The 17461-nt window shown below is 69.3% G+C and carries 15 protein-coding genes, 1 pseudogene and 1 riboswitch; of the genes and pseudogenes, 6 read left to right on the forward strand and 10 right to left on the reverse strand.

Translation table 11 applies throughout. The annotated features are described in order from the left end of the window. The first annotated feature begins 104 nt into the window (after nucleotides 1-104). A complete protein-coding gene (locus tag HOV77_RS14400; protein WP_290862354.1) occupies nucleotides 105-593 on the forward strand; it encodes a hypothetical protein in 489 nt (162 codons plus the stop codon). Nucleotides 594-661: 68 nt separating this feature from the next. Beyond that, nucleotides 662-1339 (forward strand): TetR/AcrR family transcriptional regulator, encoded by a 678-nt coding sequence (locus HOV77_RS14405; RefSeq protein WP_290862356.1) that lies wholly within the window; start codon nucleotides 662-664, stop codon nucleotides 1337-1339. Here HOV77_RS14405 and HOV77_RS14410 read toward each other — a convergent pair. The 6 genes from HOV77_RS14410 to HOV77_RS14435 all read right to left on the reverse strand — a co-directional run bounded on the left by HOV77_RS14410 (nucleotide 1336) and on the right by HOV77_RS14435 (nucleotide 9907). Beyond that, a complete protein-coding gene (locus HOV77_RS14410) occupies nucleotides 1336-2100 on the reverse strand; it encodes a hypothetical protein (RefSeq protein WP_290862358.1) in 765 nt (254 codons plus the stop codon). The genes HOV77_RS14405 and HOV77_RS14410 overlap by 4 nt on opposite strands. 53 nt (nucleotides 2101-2153) lie before the next feature. Further along, nucleotides 2154-3179, reverse strand: a complete 1026-nt coding sequence (locus HOV77_RS14415) for a GNAT family N-acetyltransferase (protein WP_290862360.1) — start codon at nucleotides 3177-3179, stop codon at nucleotides 2154-2156. Between the two features lie 79 nt (nucleotides 3180-3258). Further along, complete coding sequence (gene thrC, locus HOV77_RS14420) at nucleotides 3259-4521, reverse strand: threonine synthase (protein WP_290862362.1); 1263 nt, start codon at nucleotides 4519-4521, stop codon at nucleotides 3259-3261. Nucleotides 4522-4531: 10 nt separating this feature from the next. After that, nucleotides 4532-4647, reverse strand: a riboswitch (SAM riboswitch). 93 nt (nucleotides 4648-4740) lie between these two features. Beyond that, the gene (locus HOV77_RS14425) at nucleotides 4741-5616 is read right to left on the reverse strand and encodes an ABC transporter permease subunit (protein ID WP_290862364.1); all 876 of its coding nucleotides are present in this window, start codon (nucleotides 5614-5616) and stop codon (nucleotides 4741-4743) included. Continuing rightward, entirely contained in the window at nucleotides 5613-8267 is a 2655-nt protein-coding gene (locus tag HOV77_RS14430; RefSeq protein WP_290862366.1) for an alpha/beta fold hydrolase, read from the reverse strand. The genes HOV77_RS14425 and HOV77_RS14430 overlap by 4 nt, the downstream gene beginning before the upstream one ends. A gap of 194 nt (nucleotides 8268-8461) precedes the next feature. Further along, entirely contained in the window at nucleotides 8462-9907 is a 1446-nt protein-coding gene (locus HOV77_RS14435) for an MFS transporter (protein WP_290862368.1), read from the reverse strand. Nucleotides 9908-9970: 63 nt separating this feature from the next. Here HOV77_RS14435 and HOV77_RS14440 point away from each other — a divergent pair, with 63 nt between their 5' ends. Continuing rightward, complete coding sequence (locus HOV77_RS14440) at nucleotides 9971-10930, forward strand: YafY family protein (protein WP_290862370.1); 960 nt, start codon at nucleotides 9971-9973, stop codon at nucleotides 10928-10930. Between the two features lie 13 nt (nucleotides 10931-10943). On the opposite strand, the pseudogene HOV77_RS34780 reads toward HOV77_RS14440, so the two are convergent. The 4 genes and pseudogenes from HOV77_RS34780 to HOV77_RS14460 form a co-directional block, all read right to left on the reverse strand. Then, nucleotides 10944-11165 (reverse strand): annotated as a pseudogene (locus tag HOV77_RS34780) (DUF3263 domain-containing protein); the annotation flags it as partial. A gap of 145 nt (nucleotides 11166-11310) precedes the next feature. After that, a complete protein-coding gene (locus tag HOV77_RS14450) occupies nucleotides 11311-12306 on the reverse strand; it encodes an ABC transporter permease subunit (RefSeq protein ID WP_290862374.1) in 996 nt (331 codons plus the stop codon). Next, nucleotides 12303-13292, reverse strand: a complete 990-nt coding sequence (locus tag HOV77_RS14455; RefSeq protein WP_290862376.1) for an ABC transporter ATP-binding protein — start codon at nucleotides 13290-13292, stop codon at nucleotides 12303-12305. Before HOV77_RS14455 ends, HOV77_RS14450 begins: the two co-directional genes overlap by 4 nt. 189 nt (nucleotides 13293-13481) lie before the next feature. Further along, nucleotides 13482-14267 carry a DeoR/GlpR family DNA-binding transcription regulator gene (locus HOV77_RS14460; protein WP_290862378.1) on the reverse strand — a complete coding sequence of 262 codons (786 nt, stop codon included), beginning with the start codon at nucleotides 14265-14267 and terminating at the stop codon, nucleotides 13482-13484. A 175-nt stretch (nucleotides 14268-14442) separates the two neighbouring features. Here HOV77_RS14460 and HOV77_RS14465 point away from each other — a divergent pair, with 175 nt between their 5' ends. Genes HOV77_RS14465 through nagA form a run of 3 tightly spaced genes read left to right on the forward strand, consistent with a single transcriptional unit; the run spans nucleotide 14443 to nucleotide 17374 of the window. After that, on the forward strand, nucleotides 14443-15318 hold the full coding sequence (locus tag HOV77_RS14465; protein ID WP_290862380.1) for a sugar isomerase: 876 nt from the start codon (nucleotides 14443-14445) through the stop codon (nucleotides 15316-15318). Beyond that, nucleotides 15315-16280, forward strand: coding sequence for an ROK family protein (locus HOV77_RS14470; protein WP_290862382.1), 966 nt, complete (start codon nucleotides 15315-15317; stop codon nucleotides 16278-16280). The genes HOV77_RS14465 and HOV77_RS14470 overlap by 4 nt, the downstream gene beginning before the upstream one ends. Further along, complete coding sequence (nagA, locus tag HOV77_RS14475) at nucleotides 16277-17374, forward strand: N-acetylglucosamine-6-phosphate deacetylase (protein ID WP_290862384.1); 1098 nt, start codon at nucleotides 16277-16279, stop codon at nucleotides 17372-17374. The genes HOV77_RS14470 and nagA overlap by 4 nt, the downstream gene beginning before the upstream one ends. Nucleotides 17375-17461: the final 87 nt, after the last annotated feature.

A 17461-nucleotide genomic window follows, 5' to 3' on the forward strand; every position in this document is an offset into this window, starting at 1 on the left:
TCACACTTGAACGCGTTCAAGTCGCAGTGTTACCGTCAGGTCGTCAAGTTGAACGCGTTCAAAAAATGCGTTCGACCTCGTCGCTACCGACTGGAGTTGGGGCAATGGATCCCAAGCTCGGCCTCTACCTGGCCTATCTGGTAGTCACCGTCGCGCTGACCGTCTGGGTCGCCCGGACGCTGTTTCGCAACGGACAGGTGTTCCTCAAGGACGCGCTCGCCGACGCAGAACTCGCCGCCAGCGTCAACAAGCTGCTGGTCGTCGGCTTCTACCTGCTCAACCTCGGCTACGTCGCGCTCGCGATGAAGACGACCGACACCGTCATCGACGCCACCGGAGCCGTCGAGAACCTGGCCACCAAGCTCGGCATCGTGATGCTGGCCCTCGGCGGAATCCACTTCTTCAACATCTTCGTGCTCACCCGGTTCCGCAAGCGGATTCAGAAGCAGAACCTGGCCCAGCTCGTGCCGCCGCACCTGCCCCCGGGACGCCCCCAGCACCCGGCTGCGACCGCTGCGTACCAGCCGCCGATGCCGCCGCAGGCCCCGCGCCCGCCGGTTCAGCCGCAAGTTCAGCTGCAGCCGCCACTGTGACTCACTCAGAACGGGGGCGGTCGGAGCGTGGTGCGAGCCACGCTCCGACTGGTTATACGGTGAAAGACGTGACCGAACCCAGTCCCGGCCCGACACCAGGCAAGGGCGAGCAGACCCGCCGGCTGATCGTGGCGACCGCCATCCGGTTGTTCGCCGAGAACGGGTACGAGAAGACGACGATGCGGGCGATCGCCTCGGCCGCGGGACTCTCGGTCGGCAACGCGTACTACTACTTCAGCAGCAAGGAGGCTCTCGTCCAGGAGTTCTACCTCGAACTCCAACGGGAACACTCCGCGGCCGTCGAGCCGATCCTGGCCACCGGCGGCGCGTTCGGCCGGCAGCTGCTGGGCGTACTGGAGTCGGGGATGCAGGTCTGGGGGCCACACCACCAGTTCGCCGGCAAGTTCATCGGGCTCGCGGCCGTGCCGGGCTCCCCGGTCAGCCCGTTCAGTCCGGAGTCGGAGGAGTCCCGGAAGATCTCGCTCGACATCTTCCAGCGGCTCGTCGACGGGACGACCACCAAGATGGATCCGGCCCTGCGCGCCGAGCTGCCCGAACTGCTCTGGCTGCTCCAGCTCGGCGTGGTCGTCTACTGGGTACACGACGAGTCGCCCGAGCAGACCAAGACCCACAAGATCATCCAGCGCGGCGTCCCCTACCTGGAACACCTCGTCGGCCTGTCCCGGCTCAAGGTCTTCCGCCCGGTGACCGTCCAGGGCCTGGCCCTGCTCCGCATGCTCCGCTAGGGCGCTGGCGTGCACGACGGCGCGGTGAAGCCCGCCGCGGTCGCCACGAAGGCGTGGGACACATACTTCCCGGGCGCCACCTGATCCCACAGATCCGTCGCGCCCGCGTCACCGGTGATCTGCTCTCCGCGTATCTGACAGGCGATGGGAAGCTGCGCGTGCCCGGCGGCGAACCCCACGACCGCGCCGGTCCGCGCGGGCTTGTCCCGGACCAGCAGCGGCGAGCCGTCGGTGGCGACCGAACCGCGCGGACCCGGGGCCGTCCAGAGGAAGGCCACGCGGACCCAGGCGTTGTCCCGCAGCGCAAGGCCGTCGCGGAAGGCACGGTCCGCGAGATCGATGCCCGCGGGATTGCTGACGATACGCCCGAACTCGTCGCGCCCACGGTTGTATCCGTCGACGTACGCCGCCTCCGCCGCCGGCTTGCCCCGGGGCAGATCCCGCCACATCTGACGGTCGGCGTTCCAGTAGTCGTCCTTGGTGTTCCACGGGCCGACGTCCCAGACCGGGACGAAGACGCAGCGCTCGGCGGTGCAGACCCGGACGGTGCGATTGCCCTGGTCCCGCCCGGCGAGGCCGAGCCGGGACGGCAGTGCGGCGAAGAGATCTTCACCGGCGATGCGGTGGCCGTTGGCCGTCACCTCGCCGATGAGCCCTTCGCGGGTGGCGTAGACCCGTGCCTCGAACGGATCGTCCGCCCACGCCGCCCCCGGCAGCGCGACGACGAACGCCACGACCAGCATGATCCCCCGCTTGATCATGGGCCCATGATGCCGGGTACGCCCAGCTCAGGGCGTACCCGACACGCGGCGGCTCAGAAGTCCTTGCGCCAGTTCTGGAAGGCGTACTGCGGCCGGAAGCCCATCTGCTCGTTGATGGCGATCATGTAGCCGTTCTCCGCCGCGTTGAACGTGTCGATCGCGGTGACCTTGGGGTTCTGCTCACGGAACCAGCGAAGATTCTCGACCTTCACGAGCGCCCCGAGCCGGTGACCCCGGTGGTCGGGATCGACGATCGTAATCTGCTGCCAGGCGTGCCAATCGAACTCGTCGTCGGCGGTGATGGTCGTCCACGCGACGACCCGGCCGGTGTCGGAGTGCACCATGCCGGTGTGGTAGCTGGTCCGGCCGCGGGCGATGATGGCCGCCTCGGTCTTGCGTACGCGTTCCGCGTCGACGTTCATCGGCTCCCAGCCGGTGTCGCCCATCGGGGCGTCGGCGAGCAACCGCCCGTCCAAGTACGCGATGTCGTGGACGATGTCGTCGGGAGTGGGGTCGTTCCACCGGATCAGGCGATAGCCGTCGGCCTTCGCCCGGGCGTGTTCGAGCATGCCGTCCAGGACGGACTCGTCGACGGTCGAGAGGTCGAGGACCCGGTTGACCTCGGGCAGCGCGTCGCGGTAGCCCATCGCGCGGGCGAACGCGGGCCCATCCTCGTCCGGCGCGACCAGGTCGAGCTCCGGAAGGGTCCACATGGAGTGGGTGTTGACCGTCTTCTTACCGAGGTCGCGTGCCCGCTCCTCGGCGAAGGCGAGCAGTTCCCGGCCATGGCCGCGCCGCCGATGCTCCGGCAGTACGCCAAGGTCGAGGTTCGCCATGTCGGGGTTGTCCTCGGTGTAGTGCTCGACGCTCACATAGCCGACGACCTCGCCCTCGGCCGACGCGACGTAACGCTCCTGGACGTTGCCCGGCCACGGATGCTCGAACATGCTCGACAGCTGCTTACGCGTCGTGGGCGGGAACGCAGGCGTTTCGTGTTTATGGAGGACCGCCGCGGCGGCGAGGTATTGATCGAAGGAAGTGGGATCGCTTGGGGTGACGGGGGTGATCTGCAGACTCATCCCCCCAGCGTGGCTCAGTGGGGACGCGCCCGCACCCGGTTTTCGCATCATCCCGGGCGCGAGCCGCGCGCCGTCCCGCTCAGAGGAGCCCGGCCTCCTTGGCCGCCTTGAGCGACGGCTTGACCCGGTACGTCGGGCCCACCTGCTCGGCGACGGCATCGATCGTCTTAAGCCCCTCGCCGGTGTTGAACACGACCGTCTCCTTGGTGGGGTCGAGGCGGCCGCTCTTGACGAGTTTGACGAGGCAGGCCGCGGTCACTCCACCGGCCGTCTCGGCGAAGACCCCCGTCGTCCGGGCGAGCAGCCGGATGCCGTCGCGGATCTCGTCGTCGTCGGCGTACTCCATCCAGCCGCCCGTGCGGCGTACGGATTCGAGGGCGTACGGGCCGGCGGCGGGGTCGCCGATGTTCAGGGACTTGGCGATGCCGGTCGGCTTCTGGGGCTGGATCTCGTCGGTGTCGTTGTGCAATGCCAGCGCGATGGGGTTGCAGCCGGCCGACTGCGCACCGAAGACCGTCCAGCCCTCGGCGGGCGCCTCCACGAGGCCGATCTCGACCAGCTCCTCGAACGCCTTGTCGATCTTGGTCAACAGCTCCCCCGACGCCATCGGGATGACCACCTGTGCCGGAATACGCCAGCCGAGCTGCTCGGCGACCTCGTACCCGAGCGTCTTCGAGCCCTCGGCGTAGAACGGGCGGACGTTGACGTTGACGAACGCGGTGTCCTCGAACTCGTCGGTCTCGACGAGCTCCGAGCAGAGCCGGTTGACGTCGTCGTAGGAGCCCTCGATGGCGACCAGGTCACCACCGTAGACGGCGGTCGTGACGATCTTGCCGGGCTCCAGGTCGTGCGGCACGAACACGATCGACGGCGCACCGGCGCGAGCGGCGTGCGCGGCGACCGAGTTCGCGAGGTTGCCCGTCGACGCGCAGGCGTACCGCTGGAAGCCGAGCGCCTTGGCCGCGCTGAGCGCCACCGACACGACCCGGTCCTTGAACGAGTGCGTCGGGTTGGCCGAGTCGTCCTTGATCCACAGGCCGCCGGTGAGGCCCAGCTCCGCGGCCAGCAGGTCCGCGCGTACCAGGGGGGTCATTCCGGGGTTCAAGGTCACCCGTGACGCCTCGTCCTGGCCTGCGGGCAGCAGGCCGGCGTACCGCCAGATGTTCTGCGGGCCCGCCTCGATCTGCTCGCGGGTCACCGACTTCAAGGCTTCGATGTCGTACGCGACTTCCAGCGGGCCGAAGCACTCGAAGCAGGCGTGCTGAGCCGCGAGAGGGAAGGTTGCCCCGCAAGCGCGACAGACGAGGTTGCGGGCGGGTGAAGCCGTGCCAAGCACAGTCATGAGATCTTTCCTCTCATCTTCCCGGGCGATTCCGGACGGAGTTGGCACCTGCCGCCGCAGCTCAAGGCTCGGTCAGGGTTGCCGGAGCTTCATCGGGCCGTGTCCCTCTGCTCCTCTGGATGAGGTATTCGGTTGTGCAGCCAGTTAAGCAGAACCATGATCCCGGCGGCGACCAGGTTCCACGCCCTGAGATGTGAGTCTCACCTCATGGCGTGGTGATCAGGAGGTGACGTCCTTCCGGAGGAAGCGGACCCAGGCGGCGATCCAGAAGATCGCGGCGTACGCCAAGGCCGAGATCGCTCCCTTGACGGCGTCGTCCACCTGCACCGGCGTCGTCAGCAGGCCCAGGTACGCCTGGCTGTAGTGGGTCGGCAGGAAGTTCCGGAGGCCGCCGAGCGCGGTGATCTGGTTGAGGATGCTCGACACGATGTAGAGCAGGACCGCGCCGCCGACCGCGCCCAGCGGGGCGTCGGTGAGCGTGGAGAGCAGGAAGGCCAGCCCGGCCACGACCAGCAGCGAGAGCCCCAGGTAGCCGGTGACGGCGAGCAGCCGGACCAGTCCCTCGCCAGCTGGGATGTCGGCGGCGAGTCCGGAGCGCAGCGGATGCCAGCCGTAGCGGAGCGTGCCGACGGCGAGCGCCGTGGCCAGGAGGGTCACCATGGCGAGCGCGCAGTAGCCGAGGGCGACGGTCAGTTTGACGCCGAGCAGCCGGGCGCGGGGGACCGGGATGGCCAGCAGATAGCGCAGGCTCCCCCAGCTCGCCTCGCTGGCGATGGTGTCGCCGCAGAACAGGGCGATCACGACGACCAGCAGGAAGCCCGAGCTGACGAACAGCGTGAAGAGGGCGAAGTTCAGCCCACCGGCGGTGGCGACGTCGACCAGCGCCGAGAACTGCCCCCGGCCGCCCCCGCCATCGTCGGAGGAGTCGGAGCCGAACTCGAACGCGACCAGCAGGATCAGCGGGAGCAGGACCATGAAGCCGAGCGCCAGCTGCGTACGCCGACGCCGCCACTGCCGCCGCCATTCCGAGCCGACGGTCAGGGTGCGATGCGCTTTGTAGCCTTCGGCCGCGCCTTGCAGGGTGAGCGTGCTCATCGGTCTCCACTTCCGGCCGTCGAGTCGCCGACGAGGGCGAGGAACGCGTCTTCGAGCCGCCGTCGCGGGGTCACCCGGTCGACGCCGACCCCGGCTCGGACCAGGGCGGCGACCGCCTCGGTGCGGGGCACCTCACCCAGATCGGCGATCAGGGTGCGGTCGCCGTCGACGGCGTACCCGGCGACGCCGTCCACTCGGTCCAGCACCTTCTGGGCCAGGTCGAGGTCGGTCACCTCGAACTGGGTAGTCGGGGTGTCGCCGACGATCTCGTCCACTCGGCCCGACGCCACGACGCGTCCCTTGTGGACGACGACGGCGTGGGTGCAGGTCTGCTCGACCTCGGCCAGCAGGTGGCTGGAGACCAGCACGGCCCGGCCGTCCACGGCGTACCGCTGGAGGACGCGGCGCATCTCCGCGATCTGCGGCGGGTCGAGCCCGTCCGTCGGCTCGTCGAGGACAAGCAGTTCGGGCAGGCCGAGCATGGCCTGGGCGACGGCCAGCCGTTGCTTCATCCCGTGCGAGTACGTCTTGACCCGGCGATGGATGGCGTCACCGAGCCCGGCGATCGCCAGCGCCTCGGTGAACTGCGCGTCCTCCCAGGGACGTCCGGTCGCCCGCCAGTACGCCCGCAGGTTCTGCTCACCGGTGAGGTGCGGCAGGAAGCCGGGCCCTTCGACGAGCGCCCCGATCCGGGAGAGCACCGGCGCGCCGGGGGCCAGCTTGTGCCCGAAGATCAGCACGTCGCCGGCGGTCGCCTGGGTCAACCCCATCAGCACCCGCAGGCTGGTGGTCTTGCCCGCGCCGTTCGGGCCGAGGAGACCGACGACCTGACCCCGTTCGACGGTGAAGCTGATCTCGTCGACCGCCACGAACTTGCCGTAGGTCTTCCGCAATCCCTTGACCGACAGCGGCGTTTCGGCGTACTCGCTGGTGATCGCCTGTTCTTTGCGACGACCGCGGACGCGGGCGATGACGACGGCCGCGACCACCCCGAGGATCAGCGCGGCGACCAGGCCGACCAGCACCCAGACCCACAGGGCTTCGGAGGTCTGGATGGGTGTGCCGTCGACGGTCGGCAGGGTGAGCTGCGGTGCCGCCAGATCCACCGAGTAGGTGACCGGGTCGACCGGCCCGAGGTAAGCCTGGTCGGCGGTGGCGACGACGAGCCGCAGCCGGTTGCCGTCCTCCACCCGATGCACGACGCCCGGCAGCGTGACCTCGACCGGTTGGGCCTCCGCGAGCGTCTTCGGCAGACCGGTGAGCTTCAACGGCGTGAGAAGCCCGTTGTCCAGAGTGGCCGTTCCGTCCGGAGCGACGTCGTAGAGCTTGACGAAGATCGTCGCCTCGCCGGTCGGCGAGGCCACCTTGATCCGGACCTTCGGCGAGCCGACGATCGTCAACCCGCCATTGATCGGCTGGGTCTCGAACCGGGCGTGCTGCCCGGGCAGATCGGTGGCGAAGCTGCTGAGCAACGAAGCAGCCGCACCCGCACCCGGCAGCGAGGAGACGGCGGCGGGCGAACCGTTCGGCGGACTGGCGATCTCCTGCGCCCGCCCGGTCAGCTCGACCGTCGTCGTCGCGTCACCCCCCATCCCCGGGTACGCGTCCACGGAGTACCCGGTCGCGAGGCGTCCCCGCTCGACGGCGTCGAGGCCGGTGACCCGGGAGTAGGTGAAGCTGGACGAGGGAGTCTCTGCGGAACCGCGTAGATAGTGGTCGAGCCATTGCAGCGTCAGGAACTTCGTCCGGTCCTGATCGGACTGGGGACCCTCGCCGCCGTCGTGACCGCCGGTGTACCAGGCGACGCGTACGGGGGCTCCAGTGATGCCGCGCGCATTGGCATCCGCCTCCGACAGCGGGAACAGCGTGTCCGCCTCGCCCTGGATGAGCAGCGTCGGGGCCTTGATCCGGCCCAGTACGCCGGCCGGGCTGCGCTCTTCGAGAAGTGCCTTGGTCTGCTCGTCGAGGACGCCGGTCGTCGCGATCTTCAAGTACGCCGCGCACACGTCGGCGGCCCACCGTCCACAAGCGGCGTCGGGACCACCGGAGCCGCCCTGGAAGAAGACGCCGGCCCAGGCCTGCTTGAACACGCCGTTCGGGACGAGCGCGGTGTTCAGATCGTTCCAGGTGATCATCGGGACGATCGCATCCACCCGCTGGTCGTACGCCGCGAGCAGGAGCGCGAGGCCGCCGCCGTAGGAACCGCCGACCACGCCGACCTTGGGATCACCGGCGGCGTCCAGTTCGATGTCCGTACGCGCGGCCAGCCAGTCCAGCAGCAGCTGAGCGTCCTTGATCTCGTACTGCGGAGCGTCGAGGTGGATGTGCCCGGTGCTGCGCCCGAACCCCCGCGCGGAGTACGTGAGAACGGCGTACCCGCGGTCGGCGAGATCCTTCGCGTCCTTCGCGACGGACTGCTTCGTCCCTCCGAAGCCGTGAGCCAGCAGTACTGCCGGGTGTTTGCTCTCGCCGTCGTCCGGGAGGTACAGCGTCGTGTCGAGCATCGCGGGATCGTCGCCCTGCGCGCCGGGAACCATCGCGTCCACCGTCTGGTACGCCGCCTGAGCAGGCTGGGCCGCCATGGCCACCGCCGCGACGGCGAGGCCGACCGCGGCTACGACGCCGGCAAGGCGCCGGGAGATGCTGCGCATGAGGCCAACCGTAAGGGTGGGTAGGCGCACCGGCATCGGGGTTCCCCCCGATCCGCGCGTCGCCCCGTTCCGACGTACGGCGCTGGATCAGGGTTCCGGGTCGAATCTTGGGGCAAGATTCGACCCGGAACCCTGATCCAGCGCGCAAAGCGGCCAGCGCGCAAAGCGGCCAGCGCGAAAGAGCGCAGCCGAAATCAGGCCGCGACGAGGTCGGGTGAGGGCGCCGGGGCGGGGGTGTGCGCCCGAGCCCGCCGAGGCAGGAAGAAGCCGAGCACGAAGGCCACCCCGATCAGCCCCAACGTCAGCAGCGTGACGGTCTTCGAGGCGGTCACGAAGGTCGCCGGGTCGAACCGCGTACCGATCGTGCCGAAGAAGACCGTGCCGAGCACGGCGACGCCGAGCGAGGCGCCGAGCTGCTGAATCGACTCCAGCATCCCGGCGGCCGAACCCACCTCGTGGTCGGCGATCTCGCCCATGATGATGTCGAACAGCGGCACGAAGATCATTCCCATGCCGACCCCGTAGACGAGCAGCGGCCAGGCCAGGTCACCCCCGTCGACGCGCACGCCCTGGTCCGCGAAGACGGCGTACAACCAGGTCAAACCGATCGCGATGAGCGAGAGGCCGACGTGCAGCACGCGGCGGCCGAGCTTGGCCATGGTCGCGGCGGCGAAGCCGGTGCCGAGGAACGCGCCGATCGCCCACGTGGCCATGGTGAGGCTGGCCTTGACCGGGCTGTAACCCAGCCCGAGCTGCAGGAACATCGCCACGGCGAGGGACAGCCCGACGATCGCGCCGAAGAACACGATCACGAACAGCACGCCGGTCGAATAGGACCGCTTGGCGAACACGCTGAGCTCGACGAGCGGGGTTCGACCAGTCCGCTTGCGGCGCGCCTGGCTCCAGACGAACATTCCGAGCACACCCACCGACGCGGCCAGCAGGGCGAAGATCCACGCGGGCCAGTCCAGCTCGCGGCCCTGCACAAGCGGGAAGACCAGCATCAGCATTCCGGTCGCGGCCAGCACCGCGCCGCCCAAGTCCAATCTGAGGGTACGCACAGCGGGGCGGTCGCCGCCGGGAAGTGCTTTCACCCCCGCCACCAGGGCGAAGAGCCCGATCGGGAGGTTGATCGCGAAGACCGCCCGCCATCCGGTGCCGAACAGGTCCGCGTCGACGAGCGCACCGGCCACGACCGGCCCGAAGATCGTGGAGAGCCCGATGATCGGGCCGAACGCGCCGAACGCCTTGCCGATCTCGTGCGGCGGGAACAGGTCGCGGATGAGGCCGAAGCCCTGCGGGATCATCACCGCGCCGAACAGGCCCTGGAGGACGCGCGCCCCGATCAGCGTCTCGGGCGACCAGGCGGCGGCGCAGGCCAGGGAGGCGACGACGAAGCCGACGACGCCGATCATGAGCATTCGCTTGCGGCCGAACATGTCGCCGAGCCGACCGCCGGTCAGCAACCCGACGGCCAGCGCCAGGGTGTAGGACGCGGCGATCCACTGCAGGCTGGCGTACGACCCGCCGAGGTCGGCCCGGATCGCCGGGGCGGCGACCGTGACGACCGTGGAGTCGAGCAGGTTCATGATCGTGGCGGCGAGGACGGCGAAGAGACCGAGCCACTTGTGATTTCTCATGCCGATGACTCTGCCAACGGATTAGGAACATCTCGTTCCTAATGCTCCGGCAGAATGAAGAACATGTTGGAGACCTCCGCTCGTCTGCTTCGTCTGCTGTCGCTGCTGCAGACCCCCCGGGAATGGACCGGGACCGAACTCGCCGACCGCCTGGAGGTGAGCACCCGCACCGTACGCAACGACGTCGACCGGCTGCGCTCGCTCGGCTATCCCGTAAACGCCACCCGGGGTGCGATCGGCGGCTATCGGCTCGGCGCAGGTGCCAACCTGCCGCCGCTGCTGCTCGACGACGAGGAAGCCGTCGCGGTGGCGGTCGGGCTGCGTACGGCGGCGACCGGTTCGGTCGCGGGAATCGAGGAGACCGCGTTACGGGCGCTGGCCAAGCTGGAACAGGTGCTGCCGAGCCGGTTGCGCCGCCGGGTCAACACCTTGCAGAGCTACACCGTCGCCATCCCACCCGAGCAGCGCGGCCCGCGGGTGGACGCGGCGGTGCTGACCGCCATCGCGAACGCCGCCCGCGACCACGAACGCCTGCGGTTCGACTACCGGTCGCACGACACCTCGGTCAGCCGCCGCGACGTCGAGCCCTACCGCCTCGTGACCTGGGGACGCCGGTGGTACCTGGTGGCCTGGGATGTCGAACGGCACGACTGGCGAACCTTCCGGGTGGACCGGATGGAACCGAAGATCCCGACCGGTCCTCGGTTCACACCCCGTCCGCTGCCTGCGGAGGATCTGGCGGCATACGTGTCGAAGGGGGTCAGCACGGCGGCGTGGCGATACACCGCTCGCGTGGTCATCCACGCCCCGGCCGACGTCGTCGCCGAACGGCTGCCCGCCATGCTCGGCGCGGTCGAGGCGGTCGGGGACGATCACAGCGCGGTCACACTGGGCGCGGACAACGTCGAGATGATGGCCGTCTGGCTCGGGGCGATCGGCCACGACTTCACCGTTGAGAACTCGCCCGAGCTGGTCGCCGAGCTGCGTCTGGTCGCCGACCGCTATCGCCGGGCGGCCGGATAGGGCCTGTCTCTCGTCAGGCGCGGCTGCGGGCTCGGCTCAGCCGCAGCCGCCGCAGCCGATTGACCAGCACCGCGTCGAAGGCGAGCGCCTGCGGGTCGTCCAGCAGCTTGTTGAGCAGCTGGTAGTACCGCGTCGCGCTGACCTCGAACGTCTCGCGGATGGCCTGTTCCTTCGCACCGGCATGCTTCCACCACTGCCGTTCGAAGGTCAGAATCGCCTGATCCTGGTCGGACAACGTGACCCGCTGCGTCGGGATCGGACGCGCGGGCAGGTCCGAATCGAGAAAGTCGTCCGACTCCTCGACCCGGGAAGACTCTTCCCGTTGGGCCGGGATCGCGGTCTGCTGCTGGACATCCATCCCGGCCAGTCTAACGAGGAAATCAAGCGACGTCGCGAGCGCGGATCTGCCACATCGACAAGCCCACCAGAGCCAGCAGCCCCGCGCCGAAGATGGTGCCGGCCCGCTGCCAGGTCAGGACGAGCTGCTGCGGCTGACACATTCCAGCGCTGAAATCGCAGCTGGTCTGGTCGTACATGGTGACCGAGCCGTTCATCCAGGCCTGGAGGTGGTTGCCCACGAAGAACATCTCCGGGTAGCGGACCTTCGCCATGAACAGCAGGATCGTCAGCCCGAACTGGGTGACGACGATCAAGGCGATCAGCACGCCCATCGCGACCGCCGTACGCCGTCCGAGCGACGCCAGCACGAAGCCGAAGACCGCCGCCGCCGCGACGACGCCGAGTCCGCGCAGTCCGGTGAGGGCGAAGGACTGCCACGTCCCCGAGGTCATTCCGGCGGTGGTTCCCCGGAAGACCGCGGTGGCCCACATCGCCGCCGTCCACAGTGCACCGACGACGAGGGACCAGAAGGCCGTCACCGCCAGCAGCACGCCGAGCTTCGTCCCCAGTACGCGTACCCGCCGGGGTTGCCAGGTCAGCAGGTTCATCATCGAACCGCTGCTCCACTCCGCCCCGATGGACGACGCTCCGATGACCAGCGCGACGAACGCCATGATCATCGCCCAGACCGTGAGCATGTCGCGGAACCCGGCCTTGAAGACGAACGTGCTGGGCATGTAGTAATCGGCCAGAAAGTAGTCCGGCTTCGGCCCCTGGCAAGCCTCGGCCGGAATCTGGCCGGCCTTGACGTCGTCCTCGCAGCGCTTCTTACCGTTGCTGTTCCAGTCATCGAGGGCGCGCTGGTACTCCTGCTCCGCCTGGGCCACAGCGGCAGCCCGGGTCGCATCGCTCACCTTGTGGTTGCTGAACCAGGTACCGCCCGCGATCAGACCCAGCAGGATCACCCCGATCGCCAGCATCACCACGGTGACCCGGCGCTTGTGCAAGCGGCGGCGCTCGGCGCGGACGAGACTCATGCGGGCACCTCTTCGGACGGAGTGGCGACGACGGACTGGTCGACTTGCCGATGCTGGCCCTCGACCGGTGCGGTGCCGGTGAGCTGCAGGAAGACGCTCTCCAGGTCGGCCACCACCGGGGAGAGCTCGCTGACGAACAGGTCCCGGGCGGCGAGCTTCCGCGTGATGTCGGCGGGCTGAGCGATCCCGGCGACCAGCAAATGATCGGGGTACGCCGTGACGCGCCCGCCCATCTCGGTCAACGCCGCGTCAGCCATCGCCAGCTCGGCCGGCGACTCTAGGCGTACCAACACTTGACCAGTGGAATGCGCGGCGAGCACCTCCGCCACGGACCCGGCGGTGACGCGGCGGCCACGGGAGATGATCGTGACGGCGTCGCAGATCTGTTCGACCTCGTTGAGGATGTGGCTGGACAGGACCACGGTCATGCCGCCCGCGGCGAGCCCGCGCATGAGATCGCGCATCTCGCGGATGCCGCCCGGGTCGAGGCCGTTGGCCGGCTCGTCCAGAATGAGCAGGCGCGGCTGCTTGAGCAGCGCGGACGCGACGGCGAGCCGCTGCTTCATACCGAGCGAGTACGCCTTGACCTTGTCCTTGGCCCGGTCACGCAGCCCGACCAGCTCCAAGACCTCGTCCACCCGGGTCTGCGGCACGTCCCCGGCGTCGGCGAGCAGGCTGAGCGTGTCGCGCGCGGAGAAGTTCCCGAAGAACTGCGGGCTCTCGACGATGGCTCCGACCTCGCCGATCACGCCCGGCAGGTGATGGGGCACCGACTGGCCGAGAATGCGCATCTCGCCGCCGTTGGCCTTGATCAGGCCGAGGAGCGTACGCAGCGTCGTCGTCTTCCCCGAGCCGTTGGGACCGAGGAAGCCGTGCACCTCACCGGCCTCCACGACCATGTCGAAGCCGTCCAAGGCGGTACGCGAGCCGCCGAACAAGCCGCGGTAAGTCTTGTGAAGCCCGTGGATCTCGAGTACGGGAGCCATGCGGGGACAGTACAGCGCATTCCGAGGTACCGCTGTCCCGCCCCGCCCGCGCGTTTCCGGGTCAGCTATTCGCGCTGGATCAGTTGGCCTTGAGCGCTGGATCAGGGTTCTCGGTCGAATCTTGGCGCGAATACGACCCAGATCCGTGATCCAGCGCGAAGCGGGCGCGCGGAGTGGCCCCGTGCACTGTCAGGCGACGATGACGTTCAGGCCGGCGTTGCGGAAGCCTTCGATCAGCTCCGGGTTGGCGCTGGAGTCGGTGACCAGCGTCTCGATCCGGTCGACCGAGCAGATCCGGGCGAACGCGTGCCCGCCCAGCTTCGAGGCGTCGGCGATGATGACCACTCGCTTGGCGCGCGCCACCATCAGGGAGTTCATCGCGGCTTCGCCCTCGTGGTGGGCGGCCGCGCCGAGGGTGACGTCGAGCGCGTCCACCCCGAGCAGAGCCACGTCGAGGGTCACTTCGCGGAGGATGCCGCCGCCGAGCGGGCCGACCAGCTCGAACGACTGGGGGCGTACGACCCCGCCCGTGACCACGATCTTCATCCGGGAGCGGACGAGCAACTCATTGGCGATGTTGAGCGCGTTGGTGACGACGGTCAGCTGCGCGTCGTCGGCCGCCGACGAGAGGTCGGGGCGTACGGCGAGCGCGCGGGCCACCTCGGTCGTCGTGGTGCCGCCGTTGAGGCCGACGACCATCCCCGGGCTGACCAGCGCGGCGGCGGCCGCCCCGATGCGCTGCTTCTCCTCGGAGTGCTTGGCCGTCTTGTAGCGCAGCGGCAGATCGTAGGAGACGCCGTTGGCGACCGCTCCGCCCCGCGTACGCGTGATCATCTGCTGTTGCGCGAGCTGATCGAAGTCACGGCGGATGGTGGCCTGGGAGACGTCGAGCCGCTCGGCGGCGGCCTCCACCGTGACCCGGCCGGACTCGGTCAGCAGCTCCAGCAGCGAGTTCCATCGCGCGTAGCGGTCCACCGGTCGCCTCCTGCGCGTTTGGTGAGTATTTTCGTGCACAGTAATGCTCGATACTCCGGGATGCAAAGCGTGGACCTGCGCGAAGTCTCGGGCAGCTTGCGGCTGCTTCGCCGACTCGCGCACAATGTCGCTCGAAACATCGCGGTATCGAGCCAATTTGAGCAAAGGTGGGTCCATGGCGTACGTCGACGAGGAGATCGCCAGCCAGCCGGAATCCTGGCAGCGGGCGGTCGAACTGGCTGCAACGGCGGCCGGCTCGCTGCCCCGTCCGGGCGAACGAGTCGCCGTCGTCGGGTGCGGGACCTCCTGGTTCATGGCGATGGCGTACGCCGGGCTCCGGGAAGCCGCCGGACAGGGCGAGACCGACGCCTTCGCCGGGTCGGAGTTCCCGCTGACCCGGGCGTACGACCGGATCGTGGCGATCACCCGCTCGGGCACCACGACCGAGATCCTCGAGCTCATCGACCGGACCTCGGTGCCGGTGACCGCGATCGTCGGCGACCCCGAGTCGCCCGCGGTGACGGCCGCCGACGAGACGGTCCTGCTCCCCTGGGCAGACGAGAAGTCGGTGGTGCAGACCCGGTTCGCGACCAGCGCTCTCGCGCTGTTCCGCGCTCACCTCGGGTTCGACCTCACCGCCGCCATCTCCGACGCCCGCCGGACGGTGGCCGACGAGCTGCCGCTAGACCCGGCCGCCATCGAGCAGGTGACCTTCGTCGGCCGCGGCTGGACCGTCGGCCTCGCTCAGGAAGCCGCTCTGAAGTGCCGGGAGGCCGCCGCGTTCTGGACCGAGGCGTACCCGGCGATGGACTTCCGGCACGGACCGATCTCGATCTCCGCGCCCGGCCGGGCGGTCTGGGCGTTCGGCGAGGTCCCGCCCGGACTCGACGCCGACGTGGCCAAGACCGGCGCGACCTTCGTCCATTCGCCGAACGACCCGATGGCCGACCTGATCCTGGCCCAGCGATTCGCCGTGGCGCTCGCCCGGCACAAGGGCCTGGACCCCGACAGTCCCCGTAACCTCACCCGATCGGTAATCCTTGAGCCATGAGCGAGGTTGTCGTAGCGGTCGACGTCGGCGGAACCGGCATCAAGTGCGCCCTGGTCACCCCGGACCATGAGGTCGTGCACACGGAACGGCACGCGACCGGGGCCGAACGCGGTGCGGACGCCGTCGTGGAGACGATCCTGAGCGTGGTCGAGGGCCTGGCCGCCAAGGCGGTCGCCGACGATCTCGTTCCCGTGGCCGTCGGCATCTGCATCCCGGGCATCATCGACGAGGCCGACGGCGTCGTCCGGTACGCCTCCAACACCGGGGGCATGCGCGACGTGCCCCTGCGCGACCTTGCGACCGCGCGCGTCGGACTACCCGTGCGCGTCGGCCACGATGTGCGTACCGGTGGGCTGGCCGAGGCGACGCTGGGCGCCGGTGCGGGCTATGACCAGGTCTTGTTCATCCCGATCGGCACCGGGATCGCCGCCGCCCACATCATCGGCGGCAAGGTGCTGGCGGGCGGGCACTGGGGCGCGGGCGAGATCGGGCACATCATCGTCCGGCCGGGCGGACCGCTCTGCGGCTGCGGTCAGCGGGGCTGCCTCGAAGCCATCGCCTCCGCCTCGGCGGTCGGACGGCGGTACTCCGAACGCGTCGGAGTGACCGCCTCGGCTCGGGAGGTCGCGTCACAGGCAGCAGCCGGTGACCCGATCGCGGCCGAAGTCTGGGCCGAGACGGTCGACGCGCTCGCCGACGCGCTGCTGACGGCGCAAGCCCTGTACGACCCGCACCTGGTGATCGTCGGCGGTGGCCTGGCCGAGGCCGGCGAGCAGCTGCTCGGCCCGCTTCGCCAGGCGTTGCGGAACCGGATCGCGTTCTTCACCGAACCCGAGATCGTCCGCGCCCGGCTCGGCGACGAGGCGGGCTGCCTCGGCGCGGCCCTGCTCGCGTTGACCGTCGCCGAACTGGACCATCCCACCGACCCCGCCGTACTGACCCCTCTGGAGGCCGAGCTGTGAGCCGGTTGAGCGGCAAGATCGTCACCCCGTCCGGTGTAGTCACCGGTTCGATCAGCGTCGAGGACGGCCGCATCGCCGCCATCTCGCCGAGCACGTCCGTCACGTCGCCGGACACCGAGCAGTGGATCGTGCCGGGTTTCGTCGACATCCACACCCATGGTGGCGGTGGGCATACCTTCACGACCGGGGATGCCGACGCCGCCCGGCAGGCCGCCGGCTTCCACCGGCGGCACGGCACGACGACGCTGCTCGCAAGCCTGGTCAGCAGCCCGTTCGAGTTGATGCGCGACGCCACCCTCGCCTTCCGGCCGCTCGTCGAGGAGGGAGTCCTCCATGGCATCCACTTCGAGGGGCCGTACCTCGCCGAGCTGCGGTGCGGTGCGCAGAATCCGGCGTACCTGCGCGATCCGTCGACGGCGGAGATCACCGAGCTGATCAAGCTGGGTGAGGGCTCGGTCCGCATGATGACCATCGCCCCGGAGCGCGCCGGCGCGTTGGAGGCCATCGAACTGCTGGTCGCCGAGGGTGTCGTCGCCGCGATTGGGCACACCGACGCCTCATACGAGCAGGCGCTCGCAGGCGTGGCCGCCGGAGCCCGGGTCGCGACCCACCTGTTCAACGGCATGCGCCCGATCCACCACCGGGAACCGGGCCCGATCCTGGCCCTGCTCGGCTCGCCCCAGATCGCGGTGGAGCTGGTCGCCGACGGATTCCACCTGCACGACGGGACGCTCGCGTTCGCCGCGCGTACCGCGGGTCTGGATCGGACCGTGCTGGTCACCGACGCGATGACCGCGGCCGGGATGCCCGACGGCGAGTACGAGCTCGGCGGCCAGGCGGTCGTCGTGGCCGATCGAGTCGCCCGGCTCGCGCGCGACGGGTCCATCGCCGGGTCCACGCTCACCATGGACTCGGCCTTCCGCCAGGCCATAGGCGCAGGTCTTTCGATCTCCGAAGTGGTACGCGCGACGAGCACGACCCCGGCGACGGTCCTCGGTCTGGATGGTGACCGCGGAACGCTGGAGGTCGGCAAGCGCGCCGACATCGTGACGCTCTCGCCGTCGTTCGAGGTCACCTCGGTGATGTCCGCATGACCCCCGCCCCGTCTCTCCCCGCCCCGTCTCTCCCCTCCCCGTCTCTCCCCTCCCCGTTGATCATGAACCCAGGGTCCGGGTCGTCGG

The organism is Hamadaea sp. (assembly GCF_013362815.1).
Lineage (GTDB): Bacteria > Actinomycetota > Actinomycetes > Mycobacteriales > Micromonosporaceae > Hamadaea.